Source organism: Sphingomonas canadensis, assembly GCF_026013525.1.
GTDB classification, from domain to species: domain Bacteria; phylum Pseudomonadota; class Alphaproteobacteria; order Sphingomonadales; family Sphingomonadaceae; genus Sphingomonas; species Sphingomonas canadensis.
In genome coordinates this window covers 118,747-138,336 of the sequence record NZ_JAPDRA010000010.1, presented here as the reverse complement: position 1 = coordinate 138,336, position 19,590 = coordinate 118,747, and the positions used below count along the sequence as shown (strand labels likewise).

General features: G+C 69.4%; 34 protein-coding genes and 1 pseudogene. 20 read left to right on the top strand and 15 right to left on the bottom strand.

Annotation, left to right across the window (positions count from 1 at the left end; all coding sequences use genetic code 11):
- Nucleotides 1–26: 26 nt before the first annotated feature.
- From OM513_RS17495 to OM513_RS20850, 14 genes and pseudogenes are all read right to left on the bottom strand, one after another.
- On the bottom strand, nucleotides 27–2,174 hold the full coding sequence (locus OM513_RS17495; protein ID WP_264945990.1) for a ParB/RepB/Spo0J family partition protein: 2,148 nt from the start codon (nucleotides 2,172–2,174) through the stop codon (nucleotides 27–29).
- 193 nt (nucleotides 2,175–2,367) lie between these two features.
- Nucleotides 2,368–2,535, bottom strand: a complete 168-nt coding sequence (locus tag OM513_RS17490; protein WP_264945988.1) for a hypothetical protein — start codon at nucleotides 2,533–2,535, stop codon at nucleotides 2,368–2,370.
- Nucleotides 2,532–2,864 (bottom strand): hypothetical protein, encoded by a 333-nt coding sequence (locus OM513_RS17485; protein ID WP_264945987.1) that lies wholly within the window; start codon nucleotides 2,862–2,864, stop codon nucleotides 2,532–2,534. Before OM513_RS17485 ends, OM513_RS17490 begins: the two co-directional genes overlap by 4 nt.
- Complete coding sequence (locus tag OM513_RS17480) at nucleotides 2,857–3,069, bottom strand: hypothetical protein (RefSeq protein WP_264945985.1); 213 nt, start codon at nucleotides 3,067–3,069, stop codon at nucleotides 2,857–2,859. The genes OM513_RS17485 and OM513_RS17480 overlap by 8 nt, the downstream gene beginning before the upstream one ends.
- On the bottom strand, nucleotides 3,069–3,317 hold the full coding sequence (locus tag OM513_RS17475) for a hypothetical protein (protein WP_264945984.1): 249 nt from the start codon (nucleotides 3,315–3,317) through the stop codon (nucleotides 3,069–3,071). The genes OM513_RS17480 and OM513_RS17475 overlap by 1 nt, the downstream gene beginning before the upstream one ends.
- Nucleotides 3,310–3,666 (bottom strand): hypothetical protein, encoded by a 357-nt coding sequence (locus OM513_RS17470; protein ID WP_264945983.1) that lies wholly within the window; start codon nucleotides 3,664–3,666, stop codon nucleotides 3,310–3,312. The genes OM513_RS17475 and OM513_RS17470 overlap by 8 nt, the downstream gene beginning before the upstream one ends.
- Complete coding sequence (locus tag OM513_RS17465; protein WP_264945981.1) at nucleotides 3,666–3,899, bottom strand: hypothetical protein; 234 nt, start codon at nucleotides 3,897–3,899, stop codon at nucleotides 3,666–3,668. Before OM513_RS17465 ends, OM513_RS17470 begins: the two co-directional genes overlap by 1 nt.
- Complete coding sequence (locus OM513_RS17460) at nucleotides 3,899–4,159, bottom strand: hypothetical protein (protein WP_264945979.1); 261 nt, start codon at nucleotides 4,157–4,159, stop codon at nucleotides 3,899–3,901. Before OM513_RS17460 ends, OM513_RS17465 begins: the two co-directional genes overlap by 1 nt.
- The gene (locus OM513_RS17455; RefSeq protein ID WP_264945978.1) at nucleotides 4,159–4,398 is read right to left on the bottom strand and encodes a DUF2312 domain-containing protein; all 240 of its coding nucleotides are present in this window, start codon (nucleotides 4,396–4,398) and stop codon (nucleotides 4,159–4,161) included. The genes OM513_RS17460 and OM513_RS17455 overlap by 1 nt, the downstream gene beginning before the upstream one ends.
- Entirely contained in the window at nucleotides 4,395–4,685 is a 291-nt protein-coding gene (locus tag OM513_RS17450; protein ID WP_264945976.1) for a hypothetical protein, read from the bottom strand. Before OM513_RS17450 ends, OM513_RS17455 begins: the two co-directional genes overlap by 4 nt.
- Nucleotides 4,682–4,927, bottom strand: coding sequence for a hypothetical protein (locus tag OM513_RS17445; protein WP_264945975.1), 246 nt, complete (start codon nucleotides 4,925–4,927; stop codon nucleotides 4,682–4,684). The genes OM513_RS17450 and OM513_RS17445 overlap by 4 nt, the downstream gene beginning before the upstream one ends.
- Nucleotides 4,927–5,436: a hypothetical protein gene (locus OM513_RS17440; protein ID WP_264945974.1), complete on the bottom strand. Its 510-nt coding sequence runs from the start codon at nucleotides 5,434–5,436 to the stop codon at nucleotides 4,927–4,929. Before OM513_RS17440 ends, OM513_RS17445 begins: the two co-directional genes overlap by 1 nt.
- 99 nt (nucleotides 5,437–5,535) lie before the next feature.
- The gene (locus OM513_RS17435) at nucleotides 5,536–5,970 is read right to left on the bottom strand and encodes a hypothetical protein (RefSeq protein WP_264945973.1); all 435 of its coding nucleotides are present in this window, start codon (nucleotides 5,968–5,970) and stop codon (nucleotides 5,536–5,538) included.
- Nucleotides 5,971–6,037: 67 nt separating this feature from the next.
- Nucleotides 6,038–6,229: pseudogene (locus OM513_RS20850) on the bottom strand (hypothetical protein); the annotation flags it as partial.
- 50 nt (nucleotides 6,230–6,279) lie between these two features.
- Between OM513_RS20850 and OM513_RS17430 the strand changes: the two are divergent.
- Nucleotides 6,280–6,699, top strand: coding sequence for a helix-turn-helix domain-containing protein (locus OM513_RS17430; RefSeq protein ID WP_264945971.1), 420 nt, complete (start codon nucleotides 6,280–6,282; stop codon nucleotides 6,697–6,699).
- A gap of 182 nt (nucleotides 6,700–6,881) precedes the next feature.
- Nucleotides 6,882–7,619, top strand: a complete 738-nt coding sequence (locus OM513_RS17425; RefSeq protein WP_264945970.1) for a hypothetical protein — start codon at nucleotides 6,882–6,884, stop codon at nucleotides 7,617–7,619.
- Here OM513_RS17425 and OM513_RS17420 read toward each other — a convergent pair.
- On the bottom strand, nucleotides 7,600–7,980 hold the full coding sequence (locus OM513_RS17420; protein WP_264945969.1) for a thermonuclease family protein: 381 nt from the start codon (nucleotides 7,978–7,980) through the stop codon (nucleotides 7,600–7,602). The genes OM513_RS17425 and OM513_RS17420 overlap by 20 nt on opposite strands.
- A 78-nt stretch (nucleotides 7,981–8,058) precedes the next feature.
- On the opposite strand from OM513_RS17420, the gene OM513_RS17415 reads away from it, so the two are divergent.
- From OM513_RS17415 to OM513_RS17330, 18 genes are all read left to right on the top strand, one after another.
- The gene (locus OM513_RS17415; RefSeq protein WP_264945967.1) at nucleotides 8,059–8,421 is read left to right on the top strand and encodes a LexA family protein; all 363 of its coding nucleotides are present in this window, start codon (nucleotides 8,059–8,061) and stop codon (nucleotides 8,419–8,421) included.
- A 9-nt stretch (nucleotides 8,422–8,430) separates the two neighbouring features.
- A complete protein-coding gene (locus OM513_RS17410; protein WP_264945966.1) occupies nucleotides 8,431–9,111 on the top strand; it encodes a hypothetical protein in 681 nt (226 codons plus the stop codon).
- 160 nt (nucleotides 9,112–9,271) lie between these two features.
- Nucleotides 9,272–9,499, top strand: coding sequence for a hypothetical protein (locus OM513_RS17405; RefSeq protein ID WP_264945964.1), 228 nt, complete (start codon nucleotides 9,272–9,274; stop codon nucleotides 9,497–9,499).
- Nucleotides 9,496–9,687 (top strand): hypothetical protein, encoded by a 192-nt coding sequence (locus OM513_RS17400; protein WP_264945963.1) that lies wholly within the window; start codon nucleotides 9,496–9,498, stop codon nucleotides 9,685–9,687. The genes OM513_RS17405 and OM513_RS17400 overlap by 4 nt, the downstream gene beginning before the upstream one ends.
- Nucleotides 9,684–9,851 (top strand): hypothetical protein, encoded by a 168-nt coding sequence (locus tag OM513_RS17395; protein ID WP_264945962.1) that lies wholly within the window; start codon nucleotides 9,684–9,686, stop codon nucleotides 9,849–9,851. The genes OM513_RS17400 and OM513_RS17395 overlap by 4 nt, the downstream gene beginning before the upstream one ends.
- A complete protein-coding gene (locus OM513_RS17390; RefSeq protein ID WP_264945961.1) occupies nucleotides 9,848–10,372 on the top strand; it encodes a host-nuclease inhibitor Gam family protein in 525 nt (174 codons plus the stop codon). Before OM513_RS17395 ends, OM513_RS17390 begins: the two co-directional genes overlap by 4 nt.
- Nucleotides 10,369–10,587 carry a hypothetical protein gene (locus OM513_RS17385; protein WP_264945960.1) on the top strand — a complete coding sequence of 73 codons (219 nt, stop codon included), beginning with the start codon at nucleotides 10,369–10,371 and terminating at the stop codon, nucleotides 10,585–10,587. The genes OM513_RS17390 and OM513_RS17385 overlap by 4 nt, the downstream gene beginning before the upstream one ends.
- Nucleotides 10,587–10,904, top strand: a complete 318-nt coding sequence (locus tag OM513_RS17380) for an HNH endonuclease (RefSeq protein ID WP_264945958.1) — start codon at nucleotides 10,587–10,589, stop codon at nucleotides 10,902–10,904. The genes OM513_RS17385 and OM513_RS17380 overlap by 1 nt, the downstream gene beginning before the upstream one ends.
- A gap of 100 nt (nucleotides 10,905–11,004) precedes the next feature.
- On the top strand, nucleotides 11,005–11,508 hold the full coding sequence (locus OM513_RS17375; RefSeq protein ID WP_264945957.1) for a P27 family phage terminase small subunit: 504 nt from the start codon (nucleotides 11,005–11,007) through the stop codon (nucleotides 11,506–11,508).
- Nucleotides 11,509–11,525: 17 nt separating this feature from the next.
- Complete coding sequence (locus OM513_RS17370; protein ID WP_264945956.1) at nucleotides 11,526–11,873, top strand: hypothetical protein; 348 nt, start codon at nucleotides 11,526–11,528, stop codon at nucleotides 11,871–11,873.
- Between the two features lies 1 nt (nucleotide 11,874).
- The gene (locus OM513_RS17365) at nucleotides 11,875–13,605 is read left to right on the top strand and encodes a terminase large subunit (RefSeq protein WP_264945955.1); all 1,731 of its coding nucleotides are present in this window, start codon (nucleotides 11,875–11,877) and stop codon (nucleotides 13,603–13,605) included.
- A gap of 21 nt (nucleotides 13,606–13,626) precedes the next feature.
- The gene (locus tag OM513_RS17360; protein ID WP_264945954.1) at nucleotides 13,627–15,531 is read left to right on the top strand and encodes a phage major capsid protein; all 1,905 of its coding nucleotides are present in this window, start codon (nucleotides 13,627–13,629) and stop codon (nucleotides 15,529–15,531) included.
- A 58-nt stretch (nucleotides 15,532–15,589) separates the two neighbouring features.
- Entirely contained in the window at nucleotides 15,590–15,970 is a 381-nt protein-coding gene (locus tag OM513_RS17355; RefSeq protein WP_264945953.1) for a hypothetical protein, read from the top strand.
- 48 nt (nucleotides 15,971–16,018) lie between these two features.
- Entirely contained in the window at nucleotides 16,019–16,249 is a 231-nt protein-coding gene (locus tag OM513_RS17350) for a hypothetical protein (RefSeq protein WP_264945952.1), read from the top strand.
- Nucleotides 16,249–16,422, top strand: a complete 174-nt coding sequence (locus tag OM513_RS17345; protein ID WP_264945951.1) for a hypothetical protein — start codon at nucleotides 16,249–16,251, stop codon at nucleotides 16,420–16,422. The genes OM513_RS17350 and OM513_RS17345 overlap by 1 nt, the downstream gene beginning before the upstream one ends.
- Nucleotides 16,415–17,800, top strand: coding sequence for a phage portal protein (locus OM513_RS17340; protein WP_264945950.1), 1,386 nt, complete (start codon nucleotides 16,415–16,417; stop codon nucleotides 17,798–17,800). Before OM513_RS17345 ends, OM513_RS17340 begins: the two co-directional genes overlap by 8 nt.
- Nucleotides 17,736–18,959, top strand: a complete 1,224-nt coding sequence (locus OM513_RS17335) for a hypothetical protein (RefSeq protein WP_264945949.1) — start codon at nucleotides 17,736–17,738, stop codon at nucleotides 18,957–18,959. Before OM513_RS17340 ends, OM513_RS17335 begins: the two co-directional genes overlap by 65 nt.
- A gap of 36 nt (nucleotides 18,960–18,995) precedes the next feature.
- Nucleotides 18,996–19,559, top strand: a complete 564-nt coding sequence (locus tag OM513_RS17330) for a head-tail connector protein (protein ID WP_264945948.1) — start codon at nucleotides 18,996–18,998, stop codon at nucleotides 19,557–19,559.
- Nucleotides 19,560–19,590 lie beyond the last annotated feature (31 nt).

Below are 19,590 nucleotides of genomic sequence, written 5' to 3'. Positions count from 1 at the left end.
CACGGGCGCGATGGGAAGTTCGTGGCTCATTCTGCGGCCTCGTGGAGCTGGGAGGTGGCGGGGGCGGCGGCGGGGACCTCGATCGGATCGTGGAACCGCAGCAGCGGGTGGACCCATCCGCGCGCATCGCGGACGTGGCTGAGCAGCGCGCGCGACAGATCGGCGGACCTGAGCCGGGAGAGCGCGAGCAGCCCCGCGCGATCGGCGCTGCCGAGCAGCTGCTCGGCGATGGCAAGCCGGTGATCGCGGCTGAAGAGGTTGAGGAAGCTCTCGTCCGGCTCCCAGACGCGCTCGCGGACCAGGATATCGGCCGACTGGCCGGTTTCCGCGGCGACGGCATCGTGGACGGGGAGCGCATAGCCGTCGGCGCCGGCGCCCAGGCTGCGCTTCAGCGCGGCCGCCGCGACCAGCGCGGCGGCGCGGGACTTGATGTCCTCGGAAAGCGCGCGATAGGCGCGGAAGGCCGCGGCGAGATCGCGCTCGGTGAGGAACGCGGCGGCGCCGAACGCCGCCTGCTCGCGCCGCGTGGTGACGCCGGTCAGGTTGCGTTCGATCATCGCGGCGGCGATGTCGTTGTCGCGTTCGGGCCAGGCGAGCGCGGCCATGCCGATCCGGTACTCTGGATCGCTGGTGTAGAGCGCGCGCATCTGGGCCCAGACCAGATAATCGCGGCCGACCGTGCCGCCGTCGGCCGCGTCGTGCAGCAGCAGCGAGGCGAGCAGCGCGCGGCGCAGCGAGCGGATCGACTGGATGCCCTCCGCCGTGAGCCCGGTCGAATCCTTCAGCCGCGCGTCGGCACGCGGGCGCGCGGTCATGTCCGACGCGGTGGAGGGGCGGGGAATAGCGGCGCCGACGCCGATCGGCCGGTCCTCGGCGATCGCGGCGGCGCGGCGCGACGCGGGCGCCGGGCGCGGTGAGGGGGCAGGGCGCGCGGGCGGGCGCGCTCCGGTGCGATCGAGCGCCGCGGCCTGCGCCTCGCGGTCCGCCCACCACCAGCTCACCTCCGGATCGCCGTCCTCGCCGAGATCGATCACGCCGATGACGTCGCCTTCGGGCAGGACGATCGGCCGCTTCGCCTCCAGCTCCAGGATGCGCGCGGCGTTGGGATCATATTCGGCGTCGATCGCCGCGATCGCCGCTTCGGAGCCGGGCAGCGGCCGCCCGGTGACGGGATCGACATGCGCCACGGCCTGTTCCTCGAGATCGGCCTGGCGGCCGTGCAGGCGCGCGATCTCCGACTCTTCGTCGTCCGAAAGCGCCGGCAGCTCCGGCCGCACGCGCAGCCCCTGTTCGACGAAGCCGTGACTGTTGGCGGGCGGCGTGGCGGCGAAGCGCAGACCCGGACGTCCGGCGCGGGTGCGCAACTGCGCGCGCAGGGCATCGAGCTTTTCCGCGGCCATGCCGCGCAGCAGCCCTTCGTCCAGGAGGATGCCGCGGCCGTCCGCCCCCTCGGCGAACAGGTCCGGCTCGAAGCGGCCGCCGGCGCGCTCATATTCGCCGGCGCCGACAAAGCGGAGCATCCGCACCAGCTCGTCGTCGCCGACCTTGAGCAGCTTGCGGATCACGGTCGCGTCGCGGCCGAACTGGGGAAGCTGCAGCCACTCCTTCCACGCGTGAAGCTGGAGCGCCTGGTCCTCGGTGGCGCCGAACGCCTTGGCCTGGTCGGGCGTGAGATGCCCCTCGACCAGCGCGTCGAAGATTGGCTTGGCGAGATTGCCGAGCCGGATCCAGCGGCGGACGGTTTCCGATTCCTGGCCGTTGGTTTCCGCGATCTCGGCGATCGAGCGGCCGCGCCGCGCCGCCCGGGCGCAGGCCTGGTACACCTCGTAGGGGCGCAGCTCGCGCCGCACCAGGTTCTCGGCCAGGCTGAGCTCGAGCAGCTCGCCCTCGCTCATCCCCTCGCGCACGATCACCTCGATCGGATGATCGGCGGGCAGCTTCCCCGCCGCCACCAGCTTCCTGAAGGCGCGCAGGCGGCGCCCGCCGGCGATCGCGCCGAACTTCTGGCGGTTGCCGGAGGTGCCGCGCATCGGATGCACGACGAGCGGGTAGAGCTGGCCGCGCTTGAGCAGCGATTCGGCCATGCCGTCGACCGAATTGGCGTCGATGAGGTTGGAGCGCGCGTTGAAGGGTGATACCTCCAACTGCTCCACGGTGAGCGTGCGAAACGTCATGGGCGGTCTCCCTGGGCGGGCGGAGCGCCCGCGATCGGGCCGGGGTTTGCGTTCATCGGTTCACCCCCCCCCGGCAGGGGAGCGGCGGAAAGGGCGAGCTGGCGGCCAGCACCCGGGTGCAGCGCATCGAGCCGCGCGCATTCGGGGCAGTCGCAGGGCGCCGGGCGGCGCGGAAAGGAGCGGCCGACGCGGCTCATCGCATTTCGCTCCAGGAACGGCATGCGGCGCAGTAGCGCTCCTCGTCGGGATCGAGCTCGCGGGCGCAGAAGACGCAGAAATCCCGCGGCTTCTCCTCGGCGAACAGCGCGGCCCAGGCCGCGGCGAGCGTGACGCCGAGGCGGCGAAGCGCGGCGCGGATCATGGCTGCGCGTCCATGTGCGCGGCGATGCCCTGAAGCCTGGAGATGAACGCGCGCAGGCCGGGGAGCGTGAGCGCGGTCGCAACGCCCGGCAGCGTCAGCGTGGTGGTGGCGGGGCCGCCCGCGACCAGGTGGAGAAGCACCGCATCGGCGGAGACGGCCATCCAGCCAAGCGACAGGCCCTCGCCGAGCGGCCATGGCCGGTGCAATTCCGGATCGGCCGAATCGGGCAGCAGGATGTGCTGGCGTCCGCCGTGATCGAAGGTGAGCAGCGGCCCGCGGAGTTCGGGCGGCATGTGCTGCTCGGGCGGGAGGATGGTGACCTCAGGCATCGGGGCCGGCCTCCTGCCGGATGCGAATCGCCTCGATCACAAGGTCCAGATCATCGTTCGTCATGACGAGATCACCGGCGCCGTTCGGTGCGGTGTCCGGATTGCGGATGACCAGCGTCAGCCTCGGCGCTTTGAAGTAGGCCGCGATCGCATCGAGATGGCTGGAGATCTCTGCAGCGACATAGGTCGGAATGCCGCCCGCCATCAGATTTCTCCCAAAGCGGGGGTCGCGCCGCAGAGGGTGCAGCGCGAGGGGCGGACGCCTCGGACGGCGCCGGCATCGTCGCGCGTTTCCAGCCAGCCTTGCGCGCCGCCGCGCGAGAATTGCGTGCTCCGCCGCGACGGCATGCGCGGATCGGCGCGCCGGCCGATAACCTCGGCCTCGACGAGGCGGCCGGGGAAGCGCGGATTGGGGGCGAAGCGCACGCGGGCGCCGATCGTAACCTCAGGCATCGGGGCCGGCCTCCGCCGCATTGTCGTCGAGCAGCGCATCGATGAGGCCGTCCTCGAGCGCGATCGTGAGCATGCGATCGATCAGCGCGCCCGCGGACATGCCGCGCCGGGCGGCGTGGGGCCGAAACGCGCGGACGATCGCGGGATCGACCAGGATGCTGCCGGCCGGGCGGCCCTGGCGCTCGAAACCCTTGCGGTGATTGTTATGCGCGCCCTCGAGCGCGGTCACGGTCTTGACCTCGATGCCGATGCGGCGGGCAATCTGACGCGAGCTCAGGCCCTGGCCGCGCAGCGCCAGCACCGCCGCGGTCCGGCTGGGATAGCCGAGGCAGGGAATCGGGCCTGGCATCAGACCGCTCGTGGCCCGGAGACGAAGCGCTGGTGGCCCTGCAGCTCGCGCAGTTCTTCGAGCGTGAGCACGAGCTTGCTGAGCAGTTCCGTGGCGTGCGCCTCATCCAGTTCGAACTCCAGGAACGGGCGGAAACCGCGCGCGGGGCCGGGATCGGTGCTGAGCAGCAACTGCACCCGGACGAACTGTCCGCTTGGCGAGAGCCCGACTTCGGTTGACCAGGGCGTGGGCATCAGATCACTCCCGGCTCGGTGACGGCGAGGTAGACGACGGGATGCATGGTCCCGACGACGCCCAGCGCGATCGCGCCGCCGGCGATCAGCCGCTCGATATCGGTACGATCCGGCCGCCAGAGGCTTTCCATCGCGGGGCGGCGATCGGCGGTGAGAACATCGGCGATCGCGAGCGTGCCGCAGGGGCCGTCGCGTTCCTCGTCCCAATCCGCGGGCGGGCCGCCGCACCGGGTGGCGTTGGGATGCGTCAGTAGCTCCATCACGCCATCCCCAGCGCGGCGCGGTAGGTGTCGACGATCGCGTCCATCTCGTCGCGGTGGTGCTTTTCCATCCGGCGCAGCCGGATCACGACGCGCATCGCCTTGGCGTCGAAGCCGGTGGCCTTGGCCTCGGCGAACACGTCCTTGATGTCGTCGGCGATGCCGCGCTTCTCTTCCTCGAGCCGCTCGATGCGTTCGATGAACAGGCGGAGCCGGTCGGCGGAAATATTGTCGGTCATTTGCAGCGCTCCTCGATCTGGGCGGCAAGCCAGGCGCCGGCATCGGCGGCGGTGATTTCATGCGCGCCGGCGCGGTGGCCGTTGCGATCGGAGATGATGGCGGAGGCGAGGCCCTCGAGGTGGACGATCGCGAGCGCCAGGCTGAACGCGCGGGGGCTGACGTGCGGATCGCGGACATGCTGCCACAGCCCCTCCCGCCCGTATTCCTGGAGCATGCGGCCCCAGGTGCGGCGGACGAGATCGATGCCCGGGCCATCGCGATCGGCGCGATCGAACAGCGGGCTCATCGCGCGGCACCCGCGGGGGCGCGATCGATGGCGCGGATGGTGGCGATCGTGCCGCAGACCAGCAGCCCGCCGATCGCGAGCAGCAGCGCGGCGTGAAGGATCGCGGCCAGGCCGCGGCGCGCGCGGCGCATCGGCGGGGCCGTGCAGGCCCAGCAGCGGCAGCCCATCGCGTGATAGACGACCGGGGTGCGGACATCGCGGCTGCGCTGGGCGCGGGCGGGGGCAGGGAGGGGCGCGCGCATCACGCGGCCTCGTCCTGCAGGGTGGCGGGATCGGACATTGGGGCGGGATCGGGCGCGGGGGCGTTGTCCCCCTCGGTCTCGTCGGAGCGGGCGGGGGCGGCATCGCCCTCGGCGACGTCGTCGCCGGGCCCGGCGCAGCGCGAGCAGAGATCCGCGGCGACCCAGCGGCACGCGGCCGGCAGCGAGGATGCCGGATCGATCAGGCAGGCGTCGTGCTCGCTGCAGGCGCAGCGGCGGCACAGCCGGGGCTCGGCGCCGCCGGGCCCGGCGAAGTGATGATCGAGCAACTGCTCGTAGATCTCGCGGCTGAAATCGTAGGCCAACTGCAGCCGGGCGATGACGGCGCGGCTGACGTGGGTCGCGTCCTGCTCGAGCAGCGCGAGCTGGCGCTCGACGCGATCGAGATCGCGGTGCGGGAGCGCGGCAAAGCCGATCTCGGCGGCCTGGCGCAGCGAGAGGCCCGCGGCCTGGCGGCGCATCTGGAGGTAGATACCGGGCTTGATCACCATCGGGCATCTCCGGTCTTGGCCGCCATGTTCCGGGCAGCAGGAAACCGCACCCGGCGGCGGCGGCACGCCGGGGCGGAGAACGACAGCATCTGGATGGAGTTACCGGGGCCGCGTGGCGCGGCCTCGCTTCGCGCGAACCTTGCTTTCCGGGGGCGGCGGCACCTCCGGGCCGCGGCGCAGCGCGTGGAGATGGGCAAGCGCGCTGGTGCCGGTCTGGACCAGCTCCTCGGTTTCCTTGATCGCGCGTTCGATCGCGCGCGGGCAATCGGGGGCGTTGGCGGCGGCGATCTGCGCCGCGACGGCCTCGGCACCTTCCTTGACCATGGCGATCGACATCGCCGGGATATCGGGCCGGGCGATGCGCGCGGTGAGCGCGGCCACGCCCAGGCGCAACGTGTAGGTTTCGAGCATCGGCGCGCCGGAGCCGCCGGCTTCGCGATGCGCGCGATCGAGCGCCTCGGCATCGTCGATCGCGATGCGCCGGCGGCTGTCGCGATCGGCCCAGTTGCGGACCGACTTCGCCGTCTTGCCCACGGCGCGGGCGGCGCCGGAGAATCCATCGGGCAGGGTGAGGGTTCGCCACAGGGCCCTTGATGCCCAGCTCAACCGCGATCTGGTGCGACTTGCCGTGGCGACAACGGCGGTGGCCGTTGAGAATGGCGTTCACGAGCCGCACGTTGAAACCGCGCTCGCGAGCCCATTCGGAGATGTTGACACCCTCCGCCTCGAAACGCGCTCGAACGGCGGCGGCTCGATTCCGGATATCGTTCGCTGTGACTTCGGTCGCCAACATGTGCAATTGTGCCAATCGATAGAGTCGGGCTCTAAAATGTTGGTGATCTTGTGAGTCGTCAAGCGAAATTCTCAGAGTTGCGAGAATTTGCCGATCGCCTGCGCGTGGTGCGGCGGTCAATGGGTTTGAATCAGGCGGATTTTGCCGCGCTCGGCGGCGTCGTGATGAATTCGCAGAACCAGTACGAAGCCGCCGCAACAGAGCCGAAAGCGACCTATTTGCTCAATCTCGCGGCGCACGGCGTCGATGTGGGCTTCATACTCACCGGAAGGCGCAGCCCCGATTCGCTGCCGGTGGAAGTGATCGCGTTAGCGACGGTGATCGGCGAGCTGCCATCGTCAGTTCGCGCGCCGATGGGTGCAGCATTGAAAATGCTCGGCGATGTACTTCAGCATCCCGAAGAACTTGAAACCGATGTTCGGAGCCTGCACGAAACATTGCTGGAATATCGCGGACCGGATAGACGGTAGTCGCTCGCGGCTGGAGGGATGGGGTGAAAGCACTTGGCGGATTACTCATCGCCGCAGGCTTGATAGCCGCGCTCGTCGCGTTTTTCCTCCCGATATCGTCAGATGCGCAAGTTCCGTCGATTTCGGCGATGCGCCTCGGCTTGGATGTCACGACCACGGAGAAGATAGTCAATCTTGCCATGATGCAAAGGCAAATGCTGGTCTTCTGGTCTGGTGGGATCACGCTGGTTGCAGGCATAATCCTGTTTTCGGCCGGCGCGATCGTCGAGCAGATCGCCGTGCTGCAGCCCGCAGCCCCGGCGGCGGAGCCTGCCCCGCCGCCACCTCCGCCCCCGCCACCTCCGCCGCCGCCGACCGAGGAAGAGCTTGAGGAAATCGCCCGCGCCGAGCGCAGGGAAAAGCTGTTCTTCGCTGGGCTGTTCTTCGGGACGATCGGGACCATCGCGCTGCTGGGGTTGATCATCAATTCGAGCAACAAGACCAGGGGGGTCGCACAGCCGGCGGTGCAGGCCGCGTCCACCTCGATCGAGATAGACGAGGTGGCAGGGAAGACCGAGATGCGGGCAAACGCACCGCAGGCCGGCGGATCGACGGCGATCGTCTCGGTCACCTGCGGCGGCGGCAGCCCGTTCGTGTTCCTGGACCTGGGCAAGTTCCCGCCGTCGCCCCCGCCGCTGGCGGGCGTCTATGCGAATGTGCGGATCGATGGCGGGGCGCCGGAGCGGATCGAGCTTTCCTGGACCGCGAAGGCGCAATGGATCGTGCGCAACGCCAAGGCTGAGGCGGCGATCGCGCGGCGGATTGCCGCGGCATCGAAGCTGCGGATCGAAGGGCCGGAGCGATACGGCCCGGCGAAGGCGGAATGGACGATCGCGCCGGACGCCGCCGGGCGCGCGGCCATCAAGGCCGCGTGCCGCTGATCCGGCATCCGCGCGCGACCCGCCCGCCGGTATCCCACGCCGCGACATAGATCGCGTGCCCGCCCGCGAGCTGGCGGCAGCCGAGGTCGACGCCGCTGACGCGCACGCGGGCCAGCGTGCGGCCGTAGCGGTCCTTGCCCAGCCGCTCGATCGTGGCGCGGCCGCGGAGCCCGGCAGCCAGCGCGGCGCGGGACGCGATGGGATCGCCGGGCGCGCAGCGGCGATCGGGGCGGCAATGCCCGGGCAGCTCCGGCGCGTCGATGCCGATCAGGCGGATATGCTCGCCGCCGGGCCCGGCGCAGCGCAGCGTATCGCCGTCGATCGCCACCAGGGCGCAGGCGAGAAGGACGAAGCCGGGCATCGGCGGGGCATAGCGCACCCGCCTAACCCTCGCAATTTCCAGCGGTCTTGCTATGTTCCGGGGCGGGAGGGCGAGGTGGTGCCCGAAGCGTTGACCCCGGTTCCGCTGACGCCGGCGATGAGCAGCCGGCGCCTGCAGGCGCTTGGCTTCATCGAGCTGTATTTCGTCGCGCATGGCGAGAGCCCGACCTATTCGGAAATCGCGGCGGCGCTGGGCGTGAGCAGCGAGCGGGCGAAGGAGCTGGTGCGCCAGCTCGAGGCGCGGGGCATGTTGCGGCGCACGGGCGCGCGGCGCGGGCTGGTGCTGACCGAACCGGCGGCGATGGTGAGCCGCAACCAGGCGCTGCTGCTGCTGCGCCGCGAGGGATGGCGGATCGACGTGGCCACGCGGACGGCGACGTTGCCGAATCTCACCCTGCCGCTGGCCCCGGAGCTGGAATAGACCGCGGCGATGACGGCGGAGGCAGGCATGGCACGGCGGGGCGGCGATCGGAACGATGACGCACTGCGCCGGTGCGCCGCGCCGCGGCTCGCCGGGATCGAGGCCGCACGGGCCGAGGCGGAGGCGCGCAACCGGGCGCAGGTGCGCGCCGCGCGCCAGGCGCGGGTGGAGCGGCGCGCGATCGAGGCCGAATGGCGCGCAGCCGGCGGGCTGCGCTGCGAGGCGACGCCGGAGACGCTGTACCGCGCGCGGCGCACGCGCCAGGGCGCGCTGGCGCGGCTGGCCATCAGCGGCGCGATCACCGCCGACCAGCTCGCCGCGGCGGAGGCGATCCGGGCCGTGGCCGAGCGGATCGGCAGGGACGCGGCGATGCGCACCGCCAGCCTGGAGACGCGCGTGGACGGCGGGCGGCGCGGCGGGGCGTTTTTCGAGCGGCTGCGCGACGTGCGCGAGGAGCGGGCCTATCGCGCCTGGAGCGCGGCGCTGGGCCGGTGGCGCCCGCTGGTGCTGGCGATGATCGTCGAGGATCTGGGCATCAAGCGCGCGGCGCGCCGGTATCGCGCCGGCGAGCTGCAGGCGAAGCGGGCGCTGGGGCGCGCGCTGGACGACTGGCCGGAGACGCTGGACGGCGTGCGGCGATCGGTGGACGAGGTGGATGTGCGGCTGGCGCATATCCGGGCCGGGGTGTGAGGGGCCGCCTCCGCTAAGGGGGGTGAGTTTCGGACACCTTCCGAAAAACCACCCCCCGGAATCGCGCCCGAACTGCCAAATCCGGCCCCGCCACAGGTGCGTCCGAAGCCCGCCGGCCCCACGAGGGCCGGCGGGCTTCGCGCTTCAGGAAAGGCGCTTCATGTCCCGGCCGCAGATCGTCGATCAGGTAGAGGACGTCCGCGACGAGCTTGACCTGCTCGTCCGCGATCTGCGGCTGGGCATCCGGGGCGCCGGTCATTTGGACACACTGGAGGAGCGCGCGCAGGCGATAGCCGCGGCGCTGGTGGCCGCTTTTCGCGGCGACGCGGGCCGGCCGGCATCGGTACCGGTGCGCCTATCCAGAAACGGCAGGGGAGTGTGGGCATGAGCAGCCTGGTCCGCCGGATCGAGAAGAATATCATGAAGGCCGCGGGGCTGAAGCGCCGCACGCTGACGTTCACGGGCGTGGACGGGCGGCGGCACAGCGTGCGGCTGATCGCGACGAAGGACGGCGAGCCGATCGGCCTGCACTGGCCGCGGGCGATTCCGCGCCGCTTCATGGCGGTACCGCGGTGAGCCGGGCGCGCCATGGCGGCGGCGCTGGCGGGATCGTGGCGGAGATCGATCGCGTGCTGGCGGCGCCGCGGCCCCGGCCCGAGCTGACCGGCGACGCCGTCCTCGTATCGCCTGCCTGGCTGGCGCGGGTGCGGGCGGCGCTGGCGCAGGGGGCGCGGGCATGACGCCGGCGCAGGCGACGCGGCGCGGGGGCACGCTGATCGAGCGCTGGGCGCAGCTCGACGCGATGATCGTCGCGACCGAGGCAGCGCGCAACGACCGGATCGCGCGCGCCAACCTGGAGGCGGACGCCGCGCTGGCGCCGCTGACGGCCGAGATCGCGGCGGTGCGCGGCAAGATCGAGGCGTGGTGGGCGGCGGGCGGCAAGCAGCTGCTGCCCGAGGGGCGCAAGACGTTCGTGTTCGCTGGGTGCGAGCTGGGCACGCGCAAGGGCCGGGCCAAGCTCGGCATCGTGCGCGAGGGCGTGACCGAGGACGCCGTGGTGTCTGCGCTGCGCGCCAAGGCTTGGGGCGCGCCCTATCTGCGCGTCACCTATTCGATCGACAAGGCGGCGGCGCTGAAGGGGCTGGATGGCACGGACGGCAAGAAGCTGGGCGGGCTGGGGCTGGCCAAGCTGCAGGGCGAGGAGTTCGTGCTGAAGCGCGAGGTGCAGGACGGCACCATCGCGGGCGAGGGCGCGCGGTGAAGATCGAGAACTTCAGGCTGGCGGCGCAGGCCTATCAGGCGCGGGCTAGCCTGATCGAGCAGCGCGACCAGGCGCCTTTCGGCGTGACGATCGCCGGCAGGTATCAGGACGACGCCATGATCGCGGCGGTGCGTCCCGTGATCGTCGCTGAGCTGGACCGGCGCATCGCCGAGCTGGACGAGGATCTGCGCGGGTTGGGCGTGGTAGTGCCCTGATGCCGCGCCAGGCGCCGCGCTTCCGCCCGCCGGGCTGGAAGCCGAAGGAGCCCTGGGCCAAGCCACCGCACCAGGCCGACAACCGCAAGCGCGGGCGCGCCGGGCAGCGCGATCGCGCCACGGTGCTGCGCGAGGAGCCGCTCTGCAGGCGGTGCCTGGAGCGGGGCCTGACGGCTGCTAGCGTCGAGGTGGACCACATCGTGCCGCTGGCGCGGGGCGGCGGGGACGAGCGGAGCAACAAGCAGGGGCTCTGCAAGGCCTGCCACGACGCCAAGTCGGCCGAGGAGCGCGCCGCGGGCCGCTACGGGCCGCGATAGGGGGGGGCGGGTCGAAATCTGGGGGCGATCGGGCCGGACACCGACAGTCCCGGTCAATTTTTACGTGGGCAAAATCAAAAACTAAAAAGTGAGGCGGGCGATGGGTAGCGGAGGTCCGCGGCCCGGGGCCGGGCGGAAGCGCAAGGATCCGGCGCTGAAGCTGCTCGCCGGCACCGATCGGCAGGATCGCCAGCTCGCCATCGGCGAGGACGTGCCGCTGGGGCCGATGATCGCGCCCCTGCATCTGACGGACCTGGAACAGCTGATGTTCGGTTCGATCGCGCGAATGCTCGAAGAGCAGAAGCGGGCGAGCCCGCATTTCGCCGAGCACGTCGCGCTGCTCGCGCAGCGCCTGGCGCAGATCCAGCGGCTGAAGGCCGTGCTGGAGATCGAGGGCGACACCTATTCGACCGAGACCATCCGCACGGTCGCAGGGCGCGCCGTCATCACGCGGATGGTGCGGGCGCGGCCGGAGGTGACGATGCTTTCGGACGCGATGCGCCAGGCGCAGTCGTTGCTGGGCGAGCTGATGCTCAATCCCTCGGCCGCGATGCGGCTGGCTTCGGGGCACAAGGCCGATCCCGGCGCCTTCGACGATTTCTGAGGACAGGAGATGCCCGCATGGGTGCCGAACGAACGACGCTGACGGACGGCTCACCGGTGCCGGCCGACGGTAGCCACAGGACGCTGCGCGCCGATGGCCAGCAGGCCGGCTATGTGGTGCTGAGCGCCGAGGAGCGGGCCAAGGGTTTCGTCGAGCCGGTGCGGCACACGTATCTCCATACGAAGTGCGGCACGACCACCAACATGGGGCGGGCGCTGGCCGAGACCTATGCGCGCCAGCCCGAATTCTACTCGGGCACTTTCTGCTGCCATTGCGGGGGACATTTTCCCGTCGGCGAGTTCGGTGAATTCGTGTGGGAGGACACCAACCAGAAGGTCGGCACCCGAGCGCCTGGCCTGAGCTGATGTGGAGGAGCGGGACTATGCGGCGATCGCGCGGGGGTATGCCGGCGACGTCGTAAAGGGGCGGATCCCGGCGGGGCAATCGATCCGCCTGCAATGCCGCCGGTTCCTGGACGAGCTGAAGGCGGCGAAGCGCAAGGATTTTCCGTTCCGGTTCGACACCGCGAAGGCGGCGCGCGTCTGCAAGTTCATCGAGCGGCTGCCGCACTCGAAGGGCAAGTGGGCCCGGAAGAAAGAAACGATCCGGCTGGAGCCGTGGCAGATCTGGATCCTGTGCTGCACCTTCGGGTGGCTGCGCAAGGCGACGGGGCTGCGCCGGTTCCGGGTGCTGTTCATTGTCGTGCCGCGCAAGAACGGCAAGTCGGCGATCGCCGCGGGCATCGGCCTCTACATGTTCTGCGCCGACGGCGAGTTCGGCGCCGAGGTCTATTCGGGCGCCACGAACGAAAAGCAGGCGTGGGAGGTGTTCGGCCCGGCGCGGCTGATGGCGTTTCGCACGCCCGCGCTGCTCGCCAAGTTCGGCGTCGAGGTGAACGCCAAGTCGCTGACGCGGGTGGCCGACGCCAGCAAGTTCGAGACGATCATCGGGGATCCGGGCGACGGGCAGAGCCCGAGCTGCTCGATCCACGACGAATATCACGAGCATCCCGACGACGGCCAGGTCGACACGATGCAGACCGGCATGGGCGCGCGCGAGCAGCCCCTGCAGGTGAAGATCACCACGGCGGGCGACAACCTGGCCGGCCCTTGTTACGCGGACATCCTGGACGAGCGGAAGAAGCTCGCCGGGATCGGCCACAACGGCGGGCCGCCGATCGACGACGAGGTGTTCTTCGTCGAATACACGATCGACGAGGGAGACGACTGGAAATCGGAGCAGGCGCTCCGCAAGGCCAACCCCAACTATGGGGTGTCGGTCGACGGCGACTTCCTGAAGGCGCGGCAGCGCGACGCGATCGCCGTGCCGCGCAAGGCCGGGGTCTTCAAGACCAAGCACCTGAACCTGTGGGTTTCGGCGCGGGCCGCGTTCTTCGACGTCGAGGCGTGGCGCCGCTGCCGCGATTCCGGGATCCCGATGCGTGCCGCCGAGGCGCTGCTGCTGCCCGAGCTGCAGGGGCGGCGGTGCCTGCTGTCGATCGACGGCGCGTCGAACAACGATATCACGGCGCTGGAGTATCTTTTCCCGCCGATCGGGGAAAAGGCGACGGCGGACGATCCGTACATCCGGATCGGACGCTATTTCGTGCCGAGCGACCTGGTGGCCGAAGTTCCGCACTATCAGGCGTGGGACGCGCTGGGGCTGCTGGACGTCACCGACGGCAACGTCACCGATTACGACGAGCTGGGGCTGGCCATCGATCAGGCATCCAGCCGGTTCGCCATCGAACAGGTGGCATATGATCCGTGGGAGATGACGCAGTTCGCGCTCTCGCTCCAAAAACGGGGCGTGCCGGTGCTCGAATATCGCATGAGCACCGCGAATTTGAGCGCGCCGATGAAGGAGCTCGACTCGCTCTCCCGCTCCAACCGCATCCGCCATGGCGGCTGCCCGGTGATGGAGTGGGAGATATCGAACGTCGTGGCGCGCACCGACGCCAACGAGAATGTGTTTCCGCGAAAGCCCGAAGGGCAGAAGCATCTGAAAATCGACAATCCGGTCGCGCTGATCTGCGCACTGGGCGTGGCGATGGCGGGGAGCGAGGCTGCCGTCGACGTGGGCGCGATGATTGCCTGACAGCCGAGAGGTTTCAAGAACATGCTGATTTGCAAGGTCACCAGCGATGGCGGGGCCGGGCTCGACTTCGTGCTGTCGGACGCGACGCTCGATCGATACGGCGACACCGTCGACCCCAAGGGCTGGGACCTGCGCTGGTTCAAGAAGAACCCCATTGCGCTGTTCGGTCACAATGCGAGCTTCCCGATCGGCACGTGGTCCAATGTCCGCGTCGAGGGCGGCAAGCTAATCGGCCGGCTCAACCTCGCCGCACGCGGGACGAGCGCGCGGATCGACGAACTGATCAGCTTGGTCGAGCAGGGCGTGCTCCGCGCTGTCTCCGTCGGGTTCATTCCGCGCAAGTCCGAGCCAATGGATCCAGAGAAGCCGTACCGCGGCACCAAGTTCCTCGAGCAGGAGCTGCTCGAAACCTCGCTCGTGTCGGTGCCCGCGAATCCGGCGGCGCTGGCCGTTGCGAAGTCGCTCAATCTTTCTGCCGAGACGATCGGCCTGGCCTTTGGCGAGCATGCCGACCCGTGCCCGGCAACCACGTCTCAAGCGGGCGGGAACGCCCCCGACCTCCACCAAACCCACAGGACAAAGACGATGAACCTGACGCTTTCGCAGCGCATCGAGAATGCGCAGCAGGATCTGAACATCAAGCGCGACAAGCTGGCCGAACTGACGGCGGCGGAGTCGCTCGACCTCGACGCGATCGAGGAGCTCAACACGCAGATCGACACGCAGGAGCGCAGCCTGGCAGCGCTGAAGGCATCCGAGGCGAAAATCGGAGCGGCGATCGTTGCACCCGGCGCCAATGGCGCGGGCAGCCAGGGCGGCCAGCAGCGCACGCATGCGCAGCCGCGCCGGCCGCTGGGCCATTCCGAAAAAGACGGCATGGACCTTCTGGTGCGTGCGATGGTCGTTCGCGGCGTCTCGCACTTTGGCGAAATGACCCTCGACCAGGCGCTGGAGCAGCGTTATCCGGGTCACGAGGCCGTGGGGATCATTGCCAAGGCGGACCAGACCGTGGGCACGACCGGCACCGCCGGCTGGGCATCCGAGCTGGTGCAGACCGCCTATGTCGGTTTCCTGAACGCGCTTGTCGGCCATTCGATCTGGCCCGAGCTGGTCGACCGCAGCATGCCGATGATGTTCGACCGCTTCGGATCGATCACGCTGCCGCGGCGCAATGCCGGCGGTGCCGGCGGCGGCTTTGTCGGCGAGGGTTCGCCGATCCGCGTCGGCCGGATCACCACGGCGGCCGCGACGCTGACGCCGAAGAAGATGGGCGTGATCGTGCCCTTCACGAAGGAACTGGCGAAGCGCAGCACACCCGCGATCGAGGGCATCGTGCGCCAGGCAATCCTGGAAGATACCGGAGCGACGCTCGATCCGCTGCTGCTGGACGCTACCGCGTCGAGCGCGGTCCGCCCCGCCGGCCTGCTCTATGGCATCGGCGCGGCCGCGACCGGCTTTGCGGGCGGCGACTATCAGGCGGTGCGCCAGGACTTCAAGGCGCTGCTGGCACCGTTCTTCGCCGCGAACGGCGCCGACAATATCGTGGTGCTGATGAATTCGGCCCAGGGTCTGAATCTGTCGCTGATGGAGGGCCCGGTCGGCGATCCGAACTGGTTCCAGCGCGTCAAGGAGCGCGTGACGATCATCGAATCGACGAACGTCACTGCCAACCGGCTGATCGCGCTGCGCGTTTCCGACTTCGCGGGCGCAGGCGGCGATCCGGAGTTCGACGTCTCCGAGCAGGCGACGATCCACATGGAGGATACCTCGCCGCTCGAGATCGTGAGCGGCACCGGCCCGACCGCGGCCGATCCGGTCCGGTCGCTCTGGCAGACCGCGAGCGTGGGTGTCCGCATGCTGATGGACGTCAGTTGGACGATGCGCCGCACCGGCATGGTGCAGTGGATCGACGGCACGAGCTGGTGAGCCCCCGGGCGAGGGACTCCGGTCCCTATCCCTGCAATCTGACACGAAGGATTATCCCATGACCGTTCGAACCCATGTGGTGACCGCCACCACGGATGCGTCGGGCGATGCCACGGCGTATTCGCCCTATATCTCCGGCAAGCTGCACTCGATCCAGTATGTGAAGCCGGGATCGGGCTACTTCGACGATGGCGTCGACTTCACGATCACGTCCGAGAATACCGGCCTGACGCTGTGGACCGAGTCCAACGTCAACGCGACGAAGCACTGCTTCCCGCGCGCCGCATCGCACAGCACGGCGGGCGTCGCGGCGCTTTATGCTTCGGGTGGCACGGCGGTGACCGCGCCGATCGCGCTGGGACGAGACCGCGTCAAGCTTGTGGTGGCCCAGGGCGGCAACACCAAGACCGGCGCATTCCACATCACCGTCGAAGACTGATCGGGCGGGGCGGCCCCGGCCGCCCCGTTTCCACCAAGGAGCCTGCTGATGCGCGAGACCTGGTACAAGCTCGAGGACGGTCGAACGGCCGATCCGAACGACGTTGCGCCCGACGAGGACGGGGTGCTGCGCCACGCCGACGGCACCGCCGTGGCGATGCGCGGCGGCGTGCCGTGGTCGATCGGCGTCGACGATGCGGAAGCGCTTCGCGCTGCCGGCGCGATAGCCGTTGAGAAGGCGAAGGCCGCCGCGGCCGAGAAGGCGAAGGCGAAGAAATAGTGCCCGCCGGCCCCGCGACCCTGCTTGTGTTAGCGCTGTTCCTGTCATCGATGTGCGCGACGATCGCGGGCGTCTATCTGCTCGCGGGTGCGGGCTGGGCTTTTGTGACCGGCGGTGCGATGCTAATGGTCGCTGCTGCCTTGGTACGTTCCGGGCTGAAGGCGGATGGCTAGTGCGCTGGCGCTGATCGGGCGCGCCATCGCGCCGCGGCGCGCAAAGGCTGCTGAAGGCCAGTACCGAACAGGCCCGTATTTGCTTGGTGACGGCTGGCTTTCGGCCGCGGCGGGACGACTGTCGAACTGGTGGCAGGCAGGCCATTCGCTGCAGCCCTATGGCGACGGCGGGGCGATGGTGGAGGCCTGCGTCTCCGCCTATTCGCAGACGATGGCAATGTGCCCGGGCAGCCATTGGCGCAAGAAGGCCGATGGCGGGCGCGAGCGCGTCGTGAACTCCGCTCTAACGCGGATCATGAAGCGCCCGAACAACTATCAGACGATTTCCGACCTGGTGCTTAACCTCGGGCGGAGGCTGTACGAGAAAGGTGAGACCTTCGGCGTCGCGATTCGCAATAATCGCGGCGAGATCGCCGAGCTGCACCTGATGCGGCACGGCCAGCCCCTGATCGCTGGCGACGGATCAATCTTCTATTATCTGGCCGGCAATGAAGTGCTCGAGCGGCGTTTCGATATGTCGTTGCCGATCCCGGCACGCGATGTGCTGCACGTGCGCCTACACACGCCGCGGCACCCGCTGAAAGGCGAGAGCCCGATACTGGCGACGGTGCTGGACCGCGCAATGGCGGGCGCGGCGCTCAGCCAGCAGGTGGCATATTACCTGAACCAGGCGCGCCCGTCGTTCATGCTCGAGACGGACGAGAAGCTAGACCGCGCGCAGGTGACCGAGCTTCGCGAGATCTGGGACATGCAGACTCAGGGAGAGAACGCCGGGCGCACGCCCATTCTGACGGCGGGCCTCAAGGCAAAGCCCGTTACCGGCAGCGCCAAGGACGCGGATCTTGCCGAACTGCTGAAGATGACCGACCAGAACGTCGCGCTGGCCTTTCGGATGCCGCTGCAGGTTCTGGGGCTCGGCGGGACGACGTTCGCGTCGACCGAGCTGCTGATGCAGTCGTGGATCGCGAGCGGGCTCGGGTTTGCGCTCAACCACGTCGAGGAAGCGTTCGGCCAGCTGTTCGGGCTCGCCGGAATGCCCGACGAGTATCTGGAATTCGACACCAAGGCGCTGTTGCGAAGCGCGTTCAAGGACATGATCGCGGCACTGAAGGACGGCGTGATTGGCGGCATTTTTGCGCCCGATGAGGCTCGAAATGAAATCGATCTTCCGATCGTGCCGGGCGGTCATGGCGCAATGCCACGTGTGCAGCAGCAGGTTGTGCCGCTCAGCTACGGGAGCGAGCTGCAGCCTGACAGTACGCCCACGCCAGCCGCTCCGGCGGCCGACCCGATAGACGAGGAGCCGCCGGCGAATGACAATGCGCGAATGCTCGAAGCATTCCGAGCCGCCCGTGCCCGAATCCAAGTCTCCATTTGAGCTGCTCGCCGAGGAGCTCGGCGCCGTGGCTGGACAGATCGAGCGGGAGACAAAGCTGCGGATCGACGCGGCGCTCTCCGACATCGGTCGGATCAATGCCGAGCGCGAGCTTAGGCTGACGCTGCTCGAGCAGCGGCTGGCGGATCGCGTCGCGCAGGTGCGTGACGGCGAACCCGGCCCGGCCGGGCGCGACGGCAAGGACGGTGAACCGGTCAGCGACGAAGCGCTCGAAGCTGCCGTGCGCACCTGGCTGGCCGCCAACCCGCCCGCGCCGGGCCAACCCGGCCCGGCCGGCCGGGACGGCAAGGACGGCGAACCGGTCAGCGACGAAGCGCTCGAAGCTGCCGTGCGCACCTGGCTGGCCGCCAACCCGCCCGCGCCGGGCCAACCCGGCCCGGCCGGCCGGGACGGCAAGGACGGCGAACCGGTCAGCGACGAAGCGCTCGAAGCTGCCGTGCGCACCTGGCTGGCCGCCAACCCGCCCGCGCCGGGCCAACCCGGCCCGGCCGGCCGGGACGGCAAGGACGGGCGCGATGGGCGTGACCTCGAGCACGTTCAGGTCGATCGCGACGACGGAGACCTGATCCTCAGCTTCAGCGTGGGCGATATCGAATACCGATACCGCGTTCCTTTGGAGCCTGGCCCGGCCGGTCGCGACGGCGTCGACGGAAAGGACGGAAAGCTTCCCGCCGTTCGCGCGTGGACGCCGGGCGTACACCATGAGGGCGATGTCAGGACGCATGCGGGAGCGAGCTGGCAGGCGAGGTGCGACACCGCACAGGAGCCGCCAGGCGACGACTGGGTTTGCCTTGCTGAACGCGGCGCGGAAGGCGCGCCCGGCCGCGGATTTAAGGCGCTCGGCCTCTGGCAACCCGACATATCTTACGAGCTCAACGACGTCGTTGCGCTCAACGGCGCATCGTTCGTCGCAATCCGCAATGAGCCGGGCGTGTGTCCGGGTGAAGGCTGGCGGCTACTCGCTCAACGCGGCGAACGCGGAAGCCGAGGCGAAAAGGGCGATCGCGGCGATCGCGGTCCACCAGGCCCGCGCGTCGAACAACTGCACGTTGACGGTGAGGGCATGTTGACACTGGTCAACTCGGACGGCTCCGCTGTTCAATGCGATCTTTATCCGCTCCTTTCGAAACTGAGAGGCTGAGCGGGCACGATGGGTTTTCACATCGTACCGCAGGCGATGCCTGACGGTTATGGCGAAGCGCTGATCTCGCTGGCGGAGGCGCGCGCGCATCTGCGCGTCGATACCGAGGAAGAGGACGCGCTGATCGCGGTGCTGCGCGATGCTGCGATCGATTCGGTGGAGCGCCATTGCGGCCTGTTTCTTGGGCCGCGCGAGGATCTGTCGATCGTCTTTTCAGGCTTTCCGCGGTGCGCATGGGCGCTGCGGCTGCCCTTTGGCCCCTATGCCACGATCACGGTGACGGCGGTTGAATATGCCGACCGCGACGGAGTCGCCACGCCGCTTTCCGACGGGGAATGGCGTGTGCTGGCGGGTGGAAGGCTTGCTCCGGCCGCGGGCAAGTCGTGGCCGGTCTCAAACGGCGACATCGTCGTGACCTGCAATGCCGGTTTCGCCGCGGGCGAAGCTCCGGCGCCGCTGATCGCGGCAGCGAAGCTGATGCTGGGCCACCTGTATCTCAATCGCGAGGCGGTGAGCGCCACCAGCTCGCAGAACAACGCGGTGGAACTGCCGCTTGGTTACCGGCCGCTGTGCGCGCCGTTCCGGCTGCCCGTGATCTGAGCGGCGCCGACGAGTTCATTCGAGGAGAATT